Below are 17555 nucleotides of genomic sequence, written 5' to 3' on the forward strand. Positions count from 1 at the left end.
TACAATTCGACTGCTTTTTTCGTTCATACACAGTAAATTTTACAATTAGCAACGCTTTATTTATTATTTTTGCAGAAGAAATACATTGATTTTTCAATAGTTAACATGGTTCAACAAGTAACAAAAGGCATAAAAATTTCGGTCGAAACCAATTTTGAGGGCTCATTTTATAAAGATTATAAAATGCATTATGCTTTTGGCTATAAAATTACCATTGAAAACCAAAGTAAGGACTCCGTACAACTCAACACCCGAAAATGGCATATTTTAGATGCCTTAAACAATAAAGAAATTGTTTCTGGTGAAGGCGTTGTAGGCAAAAAACCCGTTATTAAACCTGGAGAATCGCACACCTATACTTCTGGATGCCTGCTTACTTCTCCATTTGGAGCCATGCACGGCCACTACAACATGGTGAATTTCACCACCACCCAAAGGTTTAAAGTAACCATCCCTACATTCAAGTTAAGCGCTCCCTTTGCACTAAACTAATTGTCTGTTTTTCTGTAAAACCTATAAATGGTTTCCTGTTGTTTTACATGAAAGAATTGACAATTTGAATAATGTATAAATTCAAACGCTTGATGGTAATCGAAACGTGTATCATTTACCACATACATATCGTACACATCAATATTTCCGTAAGGTGAAATACGCTTAAAGTAATACACCGCATCTTCATGGGTTGGATACAACTCAAACCAAGCACCTGCCGCTATTCCTGAAAGCCATTGCGCTTTTTCATGTAACCCGGCAACCAAACGCGGTAGCAATGTACCTTCAAAATTAGGCTCATGATCCTTAAGCCTATCCAAAAAGCAACGCAAATTTTCACTTTTTTGAGAACCTGTAAATTCTGAAACCACACCATTTTCAGACACTTCGAAAACCTGATTCTCTGTGTTAGCAAGTAACACATTACCTACTGTACTAGGCGTAAACAGTTTTGAGTTTAGCAACTTCTTTTTAATAGTTCCATTCGTTACGGATGCAATCAAGGCATCGGTAACAAAACGCGCACAATTACACGCCTCTTTAATAAAGGCCGCATATCTTATAAAATGCCTACCTTGCATCTCACTTATGTGTGCTCGCGCCTTTTTATAATCGACTGCAGTACATACCGAAGCCACCAATTTTCCTTCACCATGCGTTAATTTAGGATGGGTAGCCAAAAATTTCAAAATTTCCTCTAAATTAGTAATTGTATCTCCCTTAATATTGGCCACTAACGGAAACTGCAATTCATTATCGGTATCCCGTCCCCTTACACGCCCATGGGGTTCTGGTGTGATATAACGACCAAAATCGTGGTACTCCAAAAGACCTGTAGCTTTGTTTATCAATACCAACGCGGCGTGACCAGCACGTACATAATCTTTCTTACCAATACCCAAAAAACGCAGATAAGGCGAAAACCATTCCTCCGAAACCATCACAATGGTTTCGGGATAGGCCAACGTTAAAATTATTCCGGTATTAGTCATTTACAACTTCAGAAAGGTTGAATTCTTTAGTAACCACCAAATTAGTTTCTAAACCTTCATAATGCATTTCAATACGCCCTCCACATTTTACTACTTGTGTTATACTCGTAGTCTTTACAATGCCCCGATCCATCACAACACCATAATCCAAATTACCTTTTCCTGCAGTTTTATGAAATGCCAACAACGAAGGTGCATCCGTGCTATTGCTTTGTTTAAACGCTTCAAACCAACGCAAGCGTTCGGCTTTCATAGATGCCGTATATAACGTAGAAGAAGACCAAATGGCTGGTTCTAGAGGCAAACTTTTAAAGTGCTTAACCTCACCATCCCAAACCAATTCATAAAATTTCAAGACCTTGTCCCAATCAACAATAACCATAGTAAAAGGTTCTACCCCCATTAAATCATAGGTATCAACTGCCTGTTCTAAATCTCCTGCAACCATTAAGTCCTTAGCAACAATACCACGACTCAATCTATAACTAGTTTTTCGCTCGTGGTATTTAAAACCCCCATTAAGCACACATACCAAACGGTTCTTTTCACTCAAACCTATCCATGTTCCATTAGACATAACATCTTTTGGGAATAATGCCTTTGTATTAGCAATACTGTAAATTTCTGGTGCAATTGATATTCTATCCGGTGCCTCATCCCGATTGGATGTTAACACAAAATCATTGCTACCATTGGGTATTATTGTTACTGTACACATATATTTTGTAGTCCAAAAATAAACCACCAACTTACAAAAAATAAAGAAACATCATGCTATTTTGCCTAAATCCTCCCCCATTTTTTAAGAAAACATTACAGGTTGAATGCCTTTTAAATTCGTAAATTTGCAGCCTATTTACTAATAACTCTATAAAAAATATAAAATAATGGGAAAAGGATTTTTTAATGTACCCGTAGCTATTAACGAACCAGTTAAAGGATATGCACCTGGATCGCCTGAACGCGAAGCGGTTCTTGAAACATACAAAACCATGTTTAATAGCTCTGTCGATGTCCCTATGTACATTAATGGCGAAGATGTAACCACGGGCAACACCCGTACTATGTCACCACCTCACGATCATAAACATATTGTAGGCACCTACCATTTAGCTGACAAATCGCACGTTGAAACTGCCATTAGTACTGCTCTGGAAGCAAGAAAAGAATGGGCACAAACGCCTTGGGAGCAACGTGCTGCTATCTTTTTAAAAGCCGCAGAGCTGGTTGCAGGTCCTTACAGAGCAAAAATAAATGCAGCTACCATGATCGCGCAGTCTAAGACAATCCACCAAGCAGAAATTGACGCTGCTTGCGAATTGATTGACTTCCTACGCTTTAACGTACAGTTTATGACCGATATTTATCATGAGCAGCCAGAAAGTACGAGCGATGCCTGGAACCGTATAGAATATAGACCACTCGAAGGGTTTACCTATGCTGTTACACCTTTTAACTTTACTGCTATTGCTGGTAATTTACCTGCATGTATGGCTTTAATGGGTAACGTAGTTGTTTGGAAACCTAGTGACAGTCAAGTCTATTCTGCCAAAGTGATTATGGATGTATTTAAAGAGGCTGGCGTTCCTGCTGGCGTTATTAATGTTGTTTTTGGTGATCCTGTAATGATTTCTGAAACCGTTCTTAACAGTCCTGATTTCTCTGGATTACATTTTACAGGTTCTACTTTCGTATTTAAAGAGCTTTGGAAACAAATTGGAAACAACATCCATAATTACAAAACCTACCCTAGAATTGTAGGTGAGACAGGAGGTAAAGATTTCATCGTTGCCCACAAAACAGCCAATGCAAAACAAGTGGCCACTGCTATTGTTCGTGGTGCCTTCGAATTCCAAGGTCAAAAATGTAGCGCAGCATCCAGAGCTTACATTCCAACCAGTTTATGGGAAGATGTAAAAAACTATGTTATTGAAGATGTAAAATCTATCAAAATGGGATCCCCAGAAGATATGAGCAACTTCTTTACAGCCGTAATCCATGAAGGATCATTCGATAAACTTGCTAAATATATTGACCAAGCCAAAGCCGATGCAGATGCCGAAATTATTATTGGAGGTGGATACGATAAGAGCAAAGGCTATTTTATTGAGCCTACCGTTATCTTAACAAGCAATCCAAAATACACAACCATGTGTACGGAGTTATTTGGACCGGTTATTACCATATATGTATATGAAGATGATGCCTATTCTGAAACCTTAAAGCTTGTTGACGAAACTAGTGAATATGCATTAACAGGTGCTATTTTATCTACCGACAGATATGCTATTACCGAGGCCACACAAGCCTTACAAAATTGTGCCGGTAACTTTTACATTAACGACAAACCAACCGGAGCTGTTGTAGGACAACAACCTTTTGGAGGTGCCAGAGCATCTGGAACCAACGATAAAGCTGGAAGTGCTCAAAACTTATTACGTTGGGTGTCACCGCGTATGATAAAAGAAACATTTGTAACACCAACAGATTACAGATACCCTTTCTTAGGAGAATAATAATCCTACTATAATATATTTTTAACCCCGTTAGGCTTTCCAGACGGGGTTTCTTTTTTTCAATACTATGGACATTGACAAAAAATAACGCTATCTTTAATGCACATTTACACCATTTTTGATTTAAACAACACACAGCATTTTTTTGCTTAAACAAAAAAATTAAGTTGGAAATGGTAAAATAACATGCCATTTAAAACTAAATAAAATGCAAAGATTTTTTCTTGTTATCCTTGTCCTTGCCCTTCCTTTTTCATTTTATGCCCTTCAAGCTAACGATTCAAATCCTACAGCAGACTTTATAAATGCATTGAGCGAGGAACAACAAAACAAAATCATCCTTGACTTTAATGCTCCCACAAAAACATCTTGGCATTTTTTCCCGCCCAGCATGTGGCCCAGAGAAGGCATTCCGCTTGGTGAGTTAACACCCGAACAAAATGCATTGTTACTCATTTTATTACGGTCTTATTTAAGTGAGATAGGCTACAAAAAGACCATGAAGATTATTGACCTTGAAAACGTACTGGCCGAATTAAGTGGCAATTTCGCTTTTCGAGACGCCAAAAAATATTATACTGCCTTTTATGGCAACCCCTTAAAGGACACTATTTGGGCCTGGTCTTTTGAAGGCCATCACCTGTCCCTTAACTTTACCTGTTTTAATAACAAAATATCATTTACACCACGGTTCTTTGGTGCCAACCCTGCCACCATAAAAAAAGGTAAAAGAAAAGGAGAACGCACCCTACATAAAGAAGAAGACCTAGGTTTGAAACTCATTAACTCCATGTCTGGTGACCAGTTACAAAAAGCTATTTTCAGTGAAGAAGCACTTCCAGATATCGTTACTTCCAATGCTGCTGAAGTTACACCATTAGAAGCCGTGGGAATCAATATGCACGAATTAAGCAATACGCAACAATTGTTATTATTACAACTTATTAACGAATACATAGCAAGCATGCCAACGGCACTTGCCACAAAAAGGATGCATGCTCTAAAGCAAGAAGAATCAAATGCCATTACGTTTGGTTGGGCTGGAGCTACAGCACTTGAAAAACCCCACTATTATAGAATACAAGGAAAGACCTTTTTAATTGAATTCGATAACACACAAAATAACGCCAACCACATCCACACGGTGTGGCGGGATTTTAATGGCGATTTTGGTAAAGACTTAATTAAGGAACACTACCATAAGTTTAAGCACCAAAATTAAGGCCTCTTTAAAACCGTTATCTTAAAAAGCATATTCTCAATCTTACATTAATACTAACAATGAAGATCATCGATTTATCAAAACCCATACAATACAACAAAACCGACCCTTGGTTTATGAAAGTAAAAATAAAACATAAACCCCACCGCAAAGCAAAGTGGCTAATACGTGTTTTGGGCTTACCCTTTAAACTATTCCCAAAAGGTTTTGTAGGTTGGGCCGATGACACCATTCAAAAAATGGGCGTTCATGCTACCACACATATAGACGCCCCCTGGCACTATGCCCCAACCTGTAACGGCAAAAAAGCCAAGACCATTGACGAAGTTCCGTTAGACTGGTGCTTTGGCGACGGTATCGTGATAGATATGACCCATAAAGCCGATTTCGACCCGATTACTGTATCGGACATCACACAATTTTTGGAAACAAACAAACTAAGTATACAGCCTGGCATGATCGTACTCATTAAAACCGGAAGGGATGCATTTAACGGAACCAAAGACTTCCACAAAATAGGCACAGGTATGAGTGCAGAGGCCACAGAATGGCTTATCGACCAAGGCATTAAAGTGATGGGTATCGATGCTTGGGGTTGGGACCTTCCACTCCCTTATATGATGAAAAAAGCCAAGGAAACGGGCAATTCCGAATTATTTTGGGAAGCACACTTAGTGGGCAAGAACAAAGAATACTGCCATATGGAACAACTTGTTAACTTGGATGCCCTCCCCTATACTGGCTTTAAAATAGCCGTCTTCCCTCTTAAAATAGTAGGAGCCTCGGCCGCACCAGCCAGAGTAGTAGCAATGATGGAATAATGTAAATAACCTATAAATTCTCTTGCCCGCCTGTAGAAAGGCAGGTAAAAACTACCCTGGGTTCAATTTTTACTGTACTTAATATCAATTATTAAAAACTCCATTTAGAATTAGGCTACCATCTACAAACATAGGATGACAAACCACTGCTATTATAAATTTTTAATTTCTTAAAACCCTCTATTTTAAACTCAATACTAGAGTACATTTGCTTTATTTAATTCCACATTCAAAACTGCATCGATAAATCCGAAAAAATCATATAAAATATCACAATAAACAGAAGGGTTATCAAAAGAACGCCCATCAAACCTGTGCGGTAGATACCCTCCTCCACAAGAATCATAATATTCACAATTCAAACATTTCTCACAAGGTTTTTGAATAGCCTTTAGCCCATAATATTCTGAATGCTCCCCTAATTCAGAGTTGTTTAAATTCAGTTGATCTCCGGTAATATCAGACTCACAAATCCTTAAAACATCATGACAACCAATAGTGCCATCAGACTCCACCACACACATCTTGCTCAAATCACCTCCAATAGCATCCAATCCAGATTTTTTCCCTACACGCGTTTTAATAACCTCTTCAAAGTATCTTATTCTAATTTCTGGGTTGCCCAAATTAACCCAATAAGAAAATGAGTCTTTCAAAAAATTGCTAATTGCAATTTTTTGCTCTTCATTTTTAAAAGGCGGATTTACATAATTACCATCAGGCAGTAAATAGTCAAAGTTTTTAAATCCTAGATTTAAGAACCATTGCGTTATTTCCTTTCCATTTGTTTTAGAGTTTATCACCGATAGAATCCCTGAAAACAAGGTATCGAAAACCTGCTTATTTTCATTTTGTAAAAGAGTTAATTTTTTTAAGACTTGCATGGTAGTACCTTGACCTTTAAAATCTACCCTAACCTCGTCTGCATACTTTGGCGGGCCATCCAAACTAACAGAAAAAGGTATTCTATATTTATCAAAAATGCTTAACCATTCCGAGTCCAACAAAAGTCCATTTGTTTGAATAATAAAATCTAATTTAACCGGAAAGGAATTTTGAATTAGTGTATCTAAAATTTTACAAAACTTTTTTTTATTCATTAAAAGCGGTTCTCCTCCATGCAATTCAATAGTTATACTTTTCATTGCATTTTTAATACCATAACTTTTAATTTTTGAACCAAGTTTACTTGATACCTCGATAGACGCATATTTAGGGCGGCTTTTCCAAGAAGAGTCGCCCATATTATAAACGTAACAATACGTACAATCTATATTGCAGCGTTGGGCTATTTTATATATAATTAAATCCAATATTATTCTATTGAGTCAATTGAGTTTTTCAATTCTTCTAGATTATTTAATCTATCAAGATTGATATCCTCCAACTTAACTCTTGGATCAAAACCTGGAAGCGGCGACCCTCCTCCTCCGTTAGTAATTGGAATTGACATGTCTCCAGGACTGATATGGCCATCGACATCTATTTTTCCTTTTATATGACTTGTTTTATCATGTGAGGCTTTAATATGCCAACTGGTTAAGTCTCCTGGACTGATCGCATCCTCTAGTACACTTTTGAGCAAGTCATTTTTCATTCCATCTAGTTGCTCTTGAGTCAAGTTTCCTGTATCAAATTCTACTACTACTCTTTGTTTTGCCATTTTTATTCTTGTTTTAGTTTATACTTGTTTAATATTCTTTAGTTATTAACAAATGGTTTTACTTCACGAAAGGTCAATTACTGTTTTTCGGATCAGGAAACCAAGATAACAATTTAGAGAGTTTATCTGACATAAAAACAAGAAGATTCATAAAAAATAATTCAAATATAAACTGTACAATTAACAATTGAGCATTCCCTTTGGTGCTCTACATTCGAAGAAGAAAAATTTTCACTAACATACTCAAGTCTATAAAATACACTTAAGAAACTGAAAACAAACAATTAAAGAACAGAAAGAAAGCATACTTCTTTATACATTTTCATTGTTTTGAGAGCCTTTAAGCTTACGTTCCTCCCGTATGTCACCTATATGATAATAGGAAACAATTGCTTCAATTTGATGGTTCTTTATATAATACCATTCACTTACATCAAGACTAAAATCTTGTCCTTGTCTGGCTGTATACCGTACACAAGCTTTGTTTGCTTCATAAATACCATCTTGGACCTCAAAAGCATAGCCCAAAAACTTATCTTTATTTTCACACGTTTAAATTTTAGTAATTAATTGATTTTATTGTAATTATAAAATTAAGAACGTGTGCAACCACTCCCTACACTCGTTCTCTCATTAAAAATTTTAAACATTTCCTTTTGTGAAATAATTTTTAAAATTTCTTAATGTTCGTTTCATATTGCATTAAAATACCTAATAAAACTTCCTATTTAGCTCATTGTCCTTTGTTATATGTCTCTAGTCAGTTTATTTATCAGACCCCGAAATATCAAACCGTGGAAAGGATATACAGCATACCAGTATAATCTTCCCGCCAAGCCCAAAGGTCTGAAGGTAGCTGTCTGAATTAATTCGTTATGCTCTACCCTAAATTCTAACCAAGCCTCGCCCGGCAATTTCATTTCCGCAAACAACAACAGCCTTCCCTCTTGCTTATCGGCATAGATAACCCGCCAAAAATCCAATGCATCACCTACCGAAATTGCGTGTTGGTTGGTACGCCCTCTCCGGAGTCCCACACCTCCAAACAACTTATCCAAAAAGCCTCTACACCGCCAGAGTGCATTTCCATAATACCAACCGGTATCTCCTCCCAGAGCCCATATTTTTTCAATAGTTGATTCGCGATCATCAAAAGTCTTTGTTCGTTGATCCTTAAAACAACCAAAAGAGGGCACCTTAATAAACTCGGAAATATTTATTTGCAACCCACTACTGGCATACGAATCTTTCCAACTGGAGGCGATCTCATTATTCTCAATTTTATCGAAAGCATTAAGCAGAGCCTGGCGATACGATATCGGATTTATGCCGAGTATTTTATTAATATCATCATTACGACATACCACTTCTACCTTCATACTATCCACGAGCGACCTGGCCAGTTTATACGAAGTCGAGGTTACAAAATAGAGCCAATAAGACGACAATCTGGGTGTCATGACCGGTACGATCCATATTTTACGCTTTAAATGCCTCACTGCTGCCAGCTCGAGCAGCATATCCTTATATGAAAGCACATCATTACAGCCAATATCAAAATTTTTATCATAGGTCTTTTCATTTTTAATAACAGCTATTAAAAATCGCAGCACATCGGCTACTCCAATGGGTTGGCACTTTGTTTGCAACCACTTAGGAGCGACCATAACCGGCAACTTTTCCACCAGATCCCTCATGATTTCAAAAGAGGCACTTCCGGAACCAATAATGATCCCAGCCCGCAGACAGGTCAAGCTATAAGCCCCTTTTTCAAGTTCCTCTTCAACAGTTTTTCTGGACAGCAAATGCTTGGATAAATTTGATTCGTTAACAATGCCACTCAAATAAACAACCTGCTTAACTGCTGTTTGCGACAATCTATTTCGAAAATTGACAGCAGACATATGCTCCAATGACCTATAATCGTTCGACGACGCCATGGAATGAATCAAGTAATAAGCAACATCAATATCGTCTGGAATCTTCGTCAAAGAAGGGGCATCCAGCATATCCACCTCAATAACCGTAATGTTTTTTTGAAGTGACTGGGGTGGATTGAACCTTGAGCTATCCCTAACACAGCATACCACATGATGCCCCTTACTCACCAACAAAGGGAGCATCCGCTTACCTATATACCCTGTAGCACCGGTTAGAAGTATTCTCATGTATTTAAACATTATTACATTGCATTCCTAAAATTAGCAAGAAGCAACGGTTCTTTTTTGGCAACCAGCATTTATTTCTCTCGCTTAAATTGCCTGTTTTTATACAACTCAATTGCATTTAAGTAATCCATAGCACCTTTAGCGCTTAAATCATGAACAAACCCATCCAATTCGGGATGATTAAACTTAATCCAAGCAACTAGAGAGTCCCTTTCTTTCTGCCATATTTGCCAATCGGCATCCATACAATCTAAATTTTCAATCTTAGTTATTTTCCCTGATTTAAAATGAAATCTATGCTCACAGGTTAAAGGATTATTTTTTAAAAATTCAAACCTTAAAGATTTTACCGAGACCGCCGCAACAATGTGTTCATCCCTATTTTCTAATGAAACTAATTTATAAACGGGCTTAAAGACAGAATCCCATTTAAATTGCCGATAGAAGGTTTCGGGCGTGAATACCATGGTGTAATCGCCTTCGATAATTGTAAGGGTATCGGATATAACTGCGCTTATCTGCTTATAATCTCCTTTTTTAAAACCCTTGTAGTATGTTGCTACGTGTTCTGCCTCCGTACTTTTTCTTTCAGTACAACTGGTAGTTAATATTAAAACGAATAGAAATAAAATTTTATTCACACGTTTAAATTTTAGTAATTAATTGATTTTATTGTAATTATAAAATTAAGAACGTGTGCAACCACTCCCTACACTCGTTCTTTCATTAAAAATTTTAAACATTTCCTTTTGTGAAGTAATTTTTAAAATTTCTTAATGCTCGTTTCATGCCATTATTTCTATGTGTATTTTACACAAATGTTTGAAAACTAACTAGAAAACACAATTAGCAACACATGGTTTCTCTCAAATATAGTGCTTTTTGTTTTGCATATCTAATAACTTTCTAAACACCGTGGCCTACCCATAAAAATCTTAAAAATCAAGGTGTAAGCCCTAATAATCAGTTTGAATTTACATTGTAACAACTATTGAAAAATAACAAACGCCCTTAAAACGGGCGTCTTTATGTTATGTTTTTTAAAAATTATAGGCTTGTGCAACGGCTACTGGTTGGACAACGTTATTTTTTATTTTCCAATATTTTCAAAAGCTTTTTAGGGTCTTGTCGATTATCCCAAAAAGCTGTAATGATAACTTCTTTGTCTGTAACTTTATAATAGATGCTAAAGTTTCTCAATGAAGCAACTCGCGTATCTTTAAAGTCGGTTGCTTTGTAAATCAATGGTTTATTGGCAATTTGTTTTGTCCTTTCCGAAACCAGTTTCACAAGTTTTTTTGAATAGGTATTTGATTTATTTCTTTTTACCCAATATTCTAAAAATTCCCACAAATTGGATGTCGGCAGTTCTAGTCCAAATTACATCGCGTTTAGCCATTCCAGATTTCTTTTGTCCATAGCCTCTTGAGAAATCAGTTTTCCGCTTTTGATATCCAGTTCGCTCATCTCCAACATTATTTTCTGCTCTTTGGACAGTTCAATGATTTCTGATTCGGAAGAACTCGATGAGATTAGTTTGTCAAGAGCGACCAAAAAATCTTTATTCTTAATGGATAGTATTTTGTCAATCAATCCGTTTCGTATATTATCTATTGTTGCCATTTTTACTTAAATTTAAGTTCTAAATATCCGAAAAATTGCTCGCTTTTCCTAATGTTGCCCTACAGGAGTCTGCGCAATAACTAAATTCCCCCCCTGAGAATCCCGTATTTGATTTTTTTCTCAGATCCCCCTCCGAATATTCTAATATTCAAAATAGGTTTTTGCGCAGTCTAACGGTCTCGTGTCCCAGAACACAATTTCTATCGTCGTTTAAAAAGGTTTTTTACGAAACCAAGAACCATACAAAAAAGAAGGAATATAGAGCTTCCAAGAAAGTTTGTATTGACTGCCCGATACGCAGTGAGTGCCTGGGCAAGAGCGCACAAGAAAAGAAGTTTACCGTAACGTATTACCGGACCTAGTACGAGCGTAACATCGCCCGGGTAAACAGTCCACAGGGACGCTATATGAAAGCCAAACGGCAAAGCACGGTAGAACCCGTTATTGGCCCCTTAACACAGTTTATGGGCTTAAGAAAAGTCAATACTATTGGTATTAAACAGGCCAATAAGTGCATGCAGCTATCGGCCATAGCCTATAATATAAAGAAGTACCTGAAATTTATAGAAAAGCACACCAAAAGTGGGGCGACAAGCCTGTCCAATGTTCGTTTTGCTTATAAAGCTACCCTACAATACATTTTACGTCTTTTTAAGCCTCATAATTTTAGGGTGCAAGCAATTTACACGGCAAAATAAAAGCCCTTAAAAGGGCTTATTTGTATCTTGCTTGTAGAAAATTAAGGGCTTGTGCAACGGCTACCATTGTTGTGCAACGTTTTATTAGTTTTTTTATCCAATTTATTCAAAATCAGTATTAAACCTAGAGCAAAAAGGGTACATCCCTTAGCTGCGTAAATTCTTTCATCCCACAAAAAATGTCCAAGTCCGGTAAAAACTGCTCCACTTATTGTTAAAATACTACCAATCATATTGGATTTAAAAAAATTAAGCGCATGAATTGAAAGACCTAGAAACAATAAAGATGGGCCAACGTAGACAAATGGAAATGCTATCGAAGGTGTACTTGCCAATTGATTAAAAAAATTACCCCTGCCTTCAACATCATTTCCGAAACTCCATGAAATAAAATCAATTGTATTCAAACCAATATGTCCAATTACACCTAGAGTTGTTAGAAAAGATGCAATTATTCCGATTTTATTTTTTGGGAATATAAAATTGAAAAAAATCAGTAATACTGCTCCAATTAAATTCAGCCAATGTGCATAATCGATTGGTTTCTGTGAATAGGCAAATTCAGATCCTTTAGTGAAAAGCCAAGCACTAATCACAAAAAGCAAAAGTCCAATAGTGCATTTAGTTTTTAATTTCATTGTTCATTCAAATGTTGCACAACGGTTTGGCTATGATTTCGGCGTGGAATCGTCCGCAGGACTATTCCGCATAGAAATCAAGCTAATTTAATGTTTTTACTTTCAGTTTTCGCACTGTCGCCACGCTGAATTATAGCCGTTGTTATGCACTGGCTTTAATTATTTTAATCCTCCTTTTCTATTTGTTTGGTTACGTTTAACCCAATTATAAAATAATGTGGCATCATATCGAAAGCTTGATTAGAATAATCAGTGGCTAATTCCTTTTCCATGCAGAATCTTAACAGAACATCTCCATTTTTTGAAGGGGATTCCCAAAATGAACCTATCAAAAACAAAGGGTTCTTTCCTTCTTGTAAAGTTGTGTTTTCTATTTTGAACGGTATTGATGCATGTTTATTTGAGTAAATGGAATCAATTTCCAGCTTATAGTCGTCAATGCCAAAATCTCCCATTCTAATATTTAATAAAAAATCATTGTCATTTTCTGTAATTATAAATCTAGCCCCGTCGAATGGCTTAAATATTCTTTCTCCATTTTTTATTGAGTGATATGGGGATGATGTACACCAAATTACTTTTTCATTCATCAATTCTTTGTCAGCGTACTCTTCTAGAAATAGACAAACTTTGTATTTTAAGCTATCCGGTGGATAAAGGCCAAATTTTAAAACGTTGATTTTTAAAGATTTTAATACAGCATTCATGTCTTCGATTGTAATGTTAGGATTTGAGTAATCAACATCAAATTTCTGGGCTTGAGAAGAACATATAGACACAAAAAATATCCAAATTAGTATAATTCTTTTCATTATATTGTTTTTAAAATTATAATTTTCCATGTATAAAATTTAAGGTGTTAATTGTTTAATGCAGTAATATGTGGTTTGAGTTTGGTCATGCTTGTGCATAACTCGTTATATCTTTATATATTATACTGTTTATCGGTTTCTAATTCCGGATAAACCAAATAGTTATTAAGTATATTAAATTTTATTTAATTTGATCTTTTCAGTTTATATAAAGTGTTTAACCAAATATACGTAAAAACCATTTTTTAAATATACTAATTCTTACAAGTATAGCATGTTTAGTAATTATCAGATATTCATGGTGTTTTATTTGAGTTAAGATTATCATTAGCCATCATAGATTTCAAGGCTATATCCAGAGGACTCTCCATTTTTAATAAATCTTTCTTCGTAACATCCATGTCTGGTCCTACCGACCACACGAACACTTAATTATAAGCAACAATTTTTATTTGAATTCCATTTCAAAAGTCCAATAATGTTTAATATCAAACTTTTTTACCCAATTCTCTATATCCATACCACTTAATCCAACATCACAGTATGATAAAGTACCATCCTTTCTGTCGTATGGTTGAATATAAGCTAGTAAATAAAACTTTTCGTTATATCTTATATCCAATTTACTTTCTGAGGCAATATTTCTCAAACTATACTTATTTTTCAAGTCCAATACTTTATATTCTCTTGGTAAAGAAAACCTTGGAAATATAAATTCCATTTTTAAAGTAGTATTGTCTATTTGTTTAGCAAGAACAGTGATTTCTAGAATTGTATCTTTTACTTTTTTTAACTCATCATAATACATTTCTGCACTATCAAATACCAAAGTATCAGTTACAATATTACCATCTAAAAATTCTTTTGCGGTTATTTTATAAGTTTTATTTTTAAAATCATTTCCGATAAACTTTAGCTTTTGGTATTTAATCCCTTGGAAACCAAAAATATTTTGAATGTCATATTCATCCAATTGATGTATGGAGGTTATTTTTAAATCAGTATCTGTATTTTGTCCAAATGAAACAATTGACAATCCAAAAATTAATAATGATAGAATACTTTTATTCATAATTTATTGTTCAAGTTTTTTGGTTTAACGTGTTTTTTTGTGAAATAGCCACCATCGATATTTATAAACGGACTATTATACTATTTACACCTCTAATTAATTACTTATACGCAATCAGATACATACACAAAAACCTACAAATAGGTAATATATTATTTCAATTTAAAACAACAACACATTTAGGTCGGGTCAACCCCTATTTTTCAGTATAGCTGGAGGGAAGGCTACAATATCAGCACCATATTAGCCACCCCTTGCCTATTGCAATAACTGTTTACTTCGGGTATCGCTTTGTAAAAGGACCTTCTAAAAAAAATACACCCGAAGCGTAACTGAACGAATCTCGAACAAAACCCCTGCTTTTTCAGCCCGATGTGTCAATAGCTATCAATAACTATCAATATGTGTCAATGTGTGTCATGTATTTGGATGCCTGGAGAGCAGGCTTTACTTTTAAACCTTAATACCCCCTTAATAATTTATTGCATTTCTATCCTCCCGGCCTACCGATAAAAATCTTAAAAATCAAGGTAGCAGGGCGGGCATAAGGATGAAAATCTTGTTTGACCCCGAAGCAATGAGGGGGAGGTATTTTCATCCGTGGGTAGGGATACCGTAGTATTTTCTTAGATTTTTATCGTAAGCCTAGACTTTTTTGCTTACTTTTTTCGGCGATGGAAAAAAGTAAGACATTACATTCCTTTGTCATATCTGCCTTTCGTCTGAGCCTGTATCGAGCTTGTCGAGATGCCCAAGATAAACTGTGGCAGGTATCCACTTGAACACAAGATTTTTAATCTAATAAACAAGGCAATCCCCATAGTAGGCTAATCAACCAAAACCGGTTCTGTCAACCCTTCGATCGATCCTGTATCGAGCTTGTCGAGATGCTCAGGACAGGCACGGTGTTCTTGTTTGGTCTTACAGACCACATGAACACTCCTTAGTTATTGTGCATAGTACTTTTATTTTTTTCATAAATCCATTTAGTTCCATAAATACTTGCAATTCCGCCTATGACAGTTGCCCAACCAACAAATAACCAACTCCAAAGACAAAATACGAAGACTCCAAAAATTCCGAGTAAAGGGTCAATAGGGCGAGAAAAAAAGTGCTCGTTCAAAATCCAATATCTAAAGTTCAATTCCAATGTTATTAAATACCAACATAGCCAATGCGAAAGTAATCCAGTTAAAATTCCAACAAGAATATAATTCTGGTGGTTAAATCTGTTTTTCTTTTCAATTATATATTTTGCAAATAGTTTTCCTGCTATAAATCCCGAAATTCCAGAGTAGATATAGAAATATTTATAATCATTACTTATAGCTGTGTTAGAAATCCAAATTCCAACAATAATTCCGATTGTTGAGAAAAGTATTCCAAATAAAGTCGAGAAAGATTTGATTTTCATTTAAGCTCGGTTCGTATTATGCACAACGGTTAGTGTATGGTGTCGTAAGGGATTGCGGGCTTCAAACCTATCAAGTTACCACCCAAAACTGATGCGGGTGATACCGCTCGAAAACCTTTGAAACCCTTATGCACTATACACATTGTTGTGCTTTCGTGCTTTTTGTTAGTCATCATATTATAGTCGCAATCCATGCTATAAATTTTGAAAAAGGAACTAATAATAATTGAGCCATTATTGTTCCAATCAACCTACTAAAAATCATAAGTCGGATTATTTTTCTAAATCCAATCTCGGAGAATTTACCTTCAATTACATCATCAGTCAATCCAGATAAATAAGGGTCGATAAATACGAACATTAAAATCGTTGCCAATCCATTAACAACTGCGGATAATGTACTTGAAGTCGTTCTTAAATCAGGCTCAATAAATCCTGCATATAAAGATGAAAGTACTCCAACAGTCAAGATTGCAACAGCAAGGATATTATAAATGAATATCTTAACCGGAAAACCTGTCCATAATGATTTATCAATCGAAAAGTTATTTTTATCAGGAAGTTTCAACTCTTTCTTAAATTGACTTATTCCTGTCTTTGTAAATCCATGCAAAATCAGTCTTGGAACAGATTTGTGCAAACTAAAATTCTCAACCGAGTTTGATAATACTCTCTGAAATGTAGGTATCAATAATCCACCAATAATCGTGGCTATTGTTGTTGCAATTATTATTAATCTAATCTCTAATGTTCCTGGGTTAATTCCATCATTTATGTTATTCTCAATCCATTTGGCTAATAGTGGTGCTTGAAAAGAATTTGAAGTCCTTGAAATTAACACCATAATATTAAATAAGGCAAAGGATATCGCAATCTTTCTTGTCCTAATCCCGACAATCCGAACAGAATATGATAATGTACTTATCAAATGAATTATCAAGGTGAATATTAGAACAAAAATTATTTGTATTGTCATTAACTTATTATTTTGTTACGCGGTCTCCCAGCATGAAGCACAACGGTTCGGCGTCGAGTAGACAAGGGGAGTTTCACCCCAAGCCTCTCACAGGACCGTACGTGATAGTCTCCCATCATACGGCTCTTTTATACAAATCTATACACTTAATTTGAATATCCAACATACCAGTGATAAAACAGGCAAGGAAATTGTTTCCGAACCCTGTCCAGCCATCTATAGCGGCTGTTTTAATTTTCTTCTATAATTTTTATTAAATCAGCAATAGTGTTTTTATGACTATTAAGAATGTTTTCCTTTCTAAAAACCTTTAACTCAATATCAGGTTTAACTCCTTGACACCTCATAAAATTCACTATTAATATTAATTAATCTTTGATTGGAATAGGTTGTATAAAAATCACTAATCGATTTTCCTAACATACCAGATAAAGTTCCTAGAGTA

Annotated in this window: 18 protein-coding genes and 1 pseudogene; 5 read left to right on the plus strand and 14 right to left on the minus strand. The window is 35.6% G+C overall.

Annotated features, from left to right (window positions below; translation table 11 throughout):
* Positions 1–105 precede the first annotated feature (105 nt).
* Complete coding sequence (gene apaG / locus JF259_RS00340; protein ID WP_199111930.1) at positions 106–492, plus strand: Co2+/Mg2+ efflux protein ApaG; 387 nt, start codon at positions 106–108, stop codon at positions 490–492.
* Here apaG and JF259_RS00345 read toward each other — a convergent pair.
* Together JF259_RS00345 and JF259_RS00350 are read right to left on the minus strand one after the other, a co-directional pair.
* A complete protein-coding gene (locus tag JF259_RS00345; protein WP_199111932.1) occupies positions 489–1487 on the minus strand; it encodes a DUF6695 family protein in 999 nt (332 codons plus the stop codon). The two genes, apaG and JF259_RS00345, sit on opposite strands and share 4 nt — an antisense overlap.
* Positions 1480–2205, minus strand: a complete 726-nt coding sequence (locus JF259_RS00350; RefSeq protein WP_199111942.1) for an NRDE family protein — start codon at positions 2203–2205, stop codon at positions 1480–1482. The genes JF259_RS00345 and JF259_RS00350 overlap by 8 nt, the downstream gene beginning before the upstream one ends.
* A 169-nt stretch (positions 2206–2374) precedes the next feature.
* On the opposite strand from JF259_RS00350, the gene pruA reads away from it, so the two are divergent.
* From pruA to JF259_RS00365, 3 genes are all read left to right on the plus strand, one after another.
* A complete protein-coding gene (gene pruA, locus JF259_RS00355) occupies positions 2375–4003 on the plus strand; it encodes an L-glutamate gamma-semialdehyde dehydrogenase (protein WP_199111944.1) in 1629 nt (542 codons plus the stop codon).
* 208 nt (positions 4004–4211) lie between these two features.
* The gene (locus JF259_RS00360) at positions 4212–5225 is read left to right on the plus strand and encodes a DUF3500 domain-containing protein (RefSeq protein ID WP_199111946.1); all 1014 of its coding nucleotides are present in this window, start codon (positions 4212–4214) and stop codon (positions 5223–5225) included.
* A gap of 59 nt (positions 5226–5284) precedes the next feature.
* Positions 5285–6046: a cyclase family protein gene (locus JF259_RS00365; RefSeq protein WP_199111948.1), complete on the plus strand. Its 762-nt coding sequence runs from the start codon at positions 5285–5287 to the stop codon at positions 6044–6046.
* 197 nt (positions 6047–6243) lie between these two features.
* Here JF259_RS00365 and JF259_RS00370 read toward each other — a convergent pair whose 3' ends face one another.
* The 7 genes from JF259_RS00370 to JF259_RS00400 all read right to left on the minus strand — a co-directional run bounded on the left by JF259_RS00370 (position 6244) and on the right by JF259_RS00400 (position 11500).
* Positions 6244–7359 carry a radical SAM protein gene (locus JF259_RS00370; protein WP_199111950.1) on the minus strand — a complete coding sequence of 372 codons (1116 nt, stop codon included), beginning with the start codon at positions 7357–7359 and terminating at the stop codon, positions 6244–6246.
* 2 nt (positions 7360–7361) lie between these two features.
* On the minus strand, positions 7362–7709 hold the full coding sequence (locus tag JF259_RS00375) for a hypothetical protein (protein WP_199111952.1): 348 nt from the start codon (positions 7707–7709) through the stop codon (positions 7362–7364).
* Between the two features lie 312 nt (positions 7710–8021).
* Complete coding sequence (locus tag JF259_RS00380; RefSeq protein ID WP_199111954.1) at positions 8022–8237, minus strand: hypothetical protein; 216 nt, start codon at positions 8235–8237, stop codon at positions 8022–8024.
* Between the two features lie 218 nt (positions 8238–8455).
* Positions 8456–9877 (minus strand): SDR family oxidoreductase, encoded by a 1422-nt coding sequence (locus tag JF259_RS00385; protein ID WP_199111956.1) that lies wholly within the window; start codon positions 9875–9877, stop codon positions 8456–8458.
* A gap of 71 nt (positions 9878–9948) precedes the next feature.
* Positions 9949–10518, minus strand: a complete 570-nt coding sequence (locus JF259_RS00390) for a hypothetical protein (protein ID WP_199111958.1) — start codon at positions 10516–10518, stop codon at positions 9949–9951.
* 442 nt (positions 10519–10960) lie between these two features.
* Positions 10961–11167, minus strand: a complete 207-nt coding sequence (locus JF259_RS17570) for a type II toxin-antitoxin system RelE/ParE family toxin (protein WP_317192048.1) — start codon at positions 11165–11167, stop codon at positions 10961–10963.
* 90 nt (positions 11168–11257) lie between these two features.
* Positions 11258–11500, minus strand: coding sequence for a hypothetical protein (locus JF259_RS00400; RefSeq protein WP_199111960.1), 243 nt, complete (start codon positions 11498–11500; stop codon positions 11258–11260).
* 287 nt (positions 11501–11787) lie between these two features.
* Here JF259_RS00400 and JF259_RS00405 point away from each other — a divergent pair.
* Positions 11788–12198, plus strand: a pseudogene (locus JF259_RS00405) (transposase); the annotation flags it as partial.
* A gap of 41 nt (positions 12199–12239) precedes the next feature.
* Here JF259_RS00405 and JF259_RS00410 read toward each other — a convergent pair.
* The 5 genes from JF259_RS00410 to JF259_RS00430 all read right to left on the minus strand — a co-directional run bounded on the left by JF259_RS00410 (position 12240) and on the right by JF259_RS00430 (position 17110).
* Positions 12240–12836, minus strand: a complete 597-nt coding sequence (locus JF259_RS00410; protein WP_199111964.1) for a hypothetical protein — start codon at positions 12834–12836, stop codon at positions 12240–12242.
* 164 nt (positions 12837–13000) lie between these two features.
* A complete protein-coding gene (locus JF259_RS00415; RefSeq protein WP_199111966.1) occupies positions 13001–13678 on the minus strand; it encodes a DUF5041 domain-containing protein in 678 nt (225 codons plus the stop codon).
* A gap of 418 nt (positions 13679–14096) precedes the next feature.
* On the minus strand, positions 14097–14720 hold the full coding sequence (locus JF259_RS00420) for a hypothetical protein (RefSeq protein ID WP_199111968.1): 624 nt from the start codon (positions 14718–14720) through the stop codon (positions 14097–14099).
* A 943-nt stretch (positions 14721–15663) separates the two neighbouring features.
* Positions 15664–16134 carry a hypothetical protein gene (locus JF259_RS00425; protein ID WP_199111970.1) on the minus strand — a complete coding sequence of 157 codons (471 nt, stop codon included), beginning with the start codon at positions 16132–16134 and terminating at the stop codon, positions 15664–15666.
* A 172-nt stretch (positions 16135–16306) separates the two neighbouring features.
* Positions 16307–17110, minus strand: a complete 804-nt coding sequence (locus tag JF259_RS00430; RefSeq protein WP_199111972.1) for a lipid II flippase Amj family protein — start codon at positions 17108–17110, stop codon at positions 16307–16309.
* Positions 17111–17555: the final 445 nt, after the last annotated feature.

Source organism: Snuella sedimenti, from assembly GCF_016428595.1.
GTDB classification, from domain to species: Bacteria; Bacteroidota; Bacteroidia; order Flavobacteriales; family Flavobacteriaceae; genus Snuella; species Snuella sedimenti.

What these genes read in the sequence shown, in the direction of transcription:
- JF259_RS00350 (WP_199111942.1), bottom strand. Translation starts at nt 2,205, where the DNA reads ATGTGTACAGTAACAATAATACCCAATGGTAGCAATGATTTTGTGTTA.
- apaG (WP_199111930.1), top strand. Translation starts at nt 106, where the DNA reads ATGGTTCAACAAGTAACAAAAGGCATAAAAATTTCGGTCGAAACCAAT.
- JF259_RS00430 (WP_199111972.1), bottom strand. Translation starts at nt 17,110, where the DNA reads ATGACAATACAAATAATTTTTGTTCTAATATTCACCTTGATAATTCAT.
- JF259_RS00400 (WP_199111960.1), bottom strand. Translation starts at nt 11,500, where the DNA reads ATGGCAACAATAGATAATATACGAAACGGATTGATTGACAAAATACTA.
- JF259_RS00375 (WP_199111952.1), bottom strand. Translation starts at nt 7,709, where the DNA reads ATGGCAAAACAAAGAGTAGTAGTAGAATTTGATACAGGAAACTTGACT.
- JF259_RS00360 (WP_199111946.1), top strand. Translation starts at nt 4,212, where the DNA reads ATGCAAAGATTTTTTCTTGTTATCCTTGTCCTTGCCCTTCCTTTTTCA.
- JF259_RS00410 (WP_199111964.1), bottom strand. Translation starts at nt 12,836, where the DNA reads ATGAAATTAAAAACTAAATGCACTATTGGACTTTTGCTTTTTGTGATT.
- JF259_RS00420 (WP_199111968.1), bottom strand. Translation starts at nt 14,720, where the DNA reads ATGAATAAAAGTATTCTATCATTATTAATTTTTGGATTGTCAATTGTT.
- JF259_RS00415 (WP_199111966.1), bottom strand. Translation starts at nt 13,678, where the DNA reads ATGGAAAATTATAATTTTAAAAACAATATAATGAAAAGAATTATACTA.
- JF259_RS00385 (WP_199111956.1), bottom strand. Translation starts at nt 9,877, where the DNA reads ATGAGAATACTTCTAACCGGTGCTACAGGGTATATAGGTAAGCGGATG.
- JF259_RS00365 (WP_199111948.1), top strand. Translation starts at nt 5,285, where the DNA reads ATGAAGATCATCGATTTATCAAAACCCATACAATACAACAAAACCGAC.
- JF259_RS00345 (WP_199111932.1), bottom strand. Translation starts at nt 1,487, where the DNA reads ATGACTAATACCGGAATAATTTTAACGTTGGCCTATCCCGAAACCATT.
- JF259_RS00425 (WP_199111970.1), bottom strand. Translation starts at nt 16,134, where the DNA reads ATGAAAATCAAATCTTTCTCGACTTTATTTGGAATACTTTTCTCAACA.
- pruA (WP_199111944.1), top strand. Translation starts at nt 2,375, where the DNA reads ATGGGAAAAGGATTTTTTAATGTACCCGTAGCTATTAACGAACCAGTT.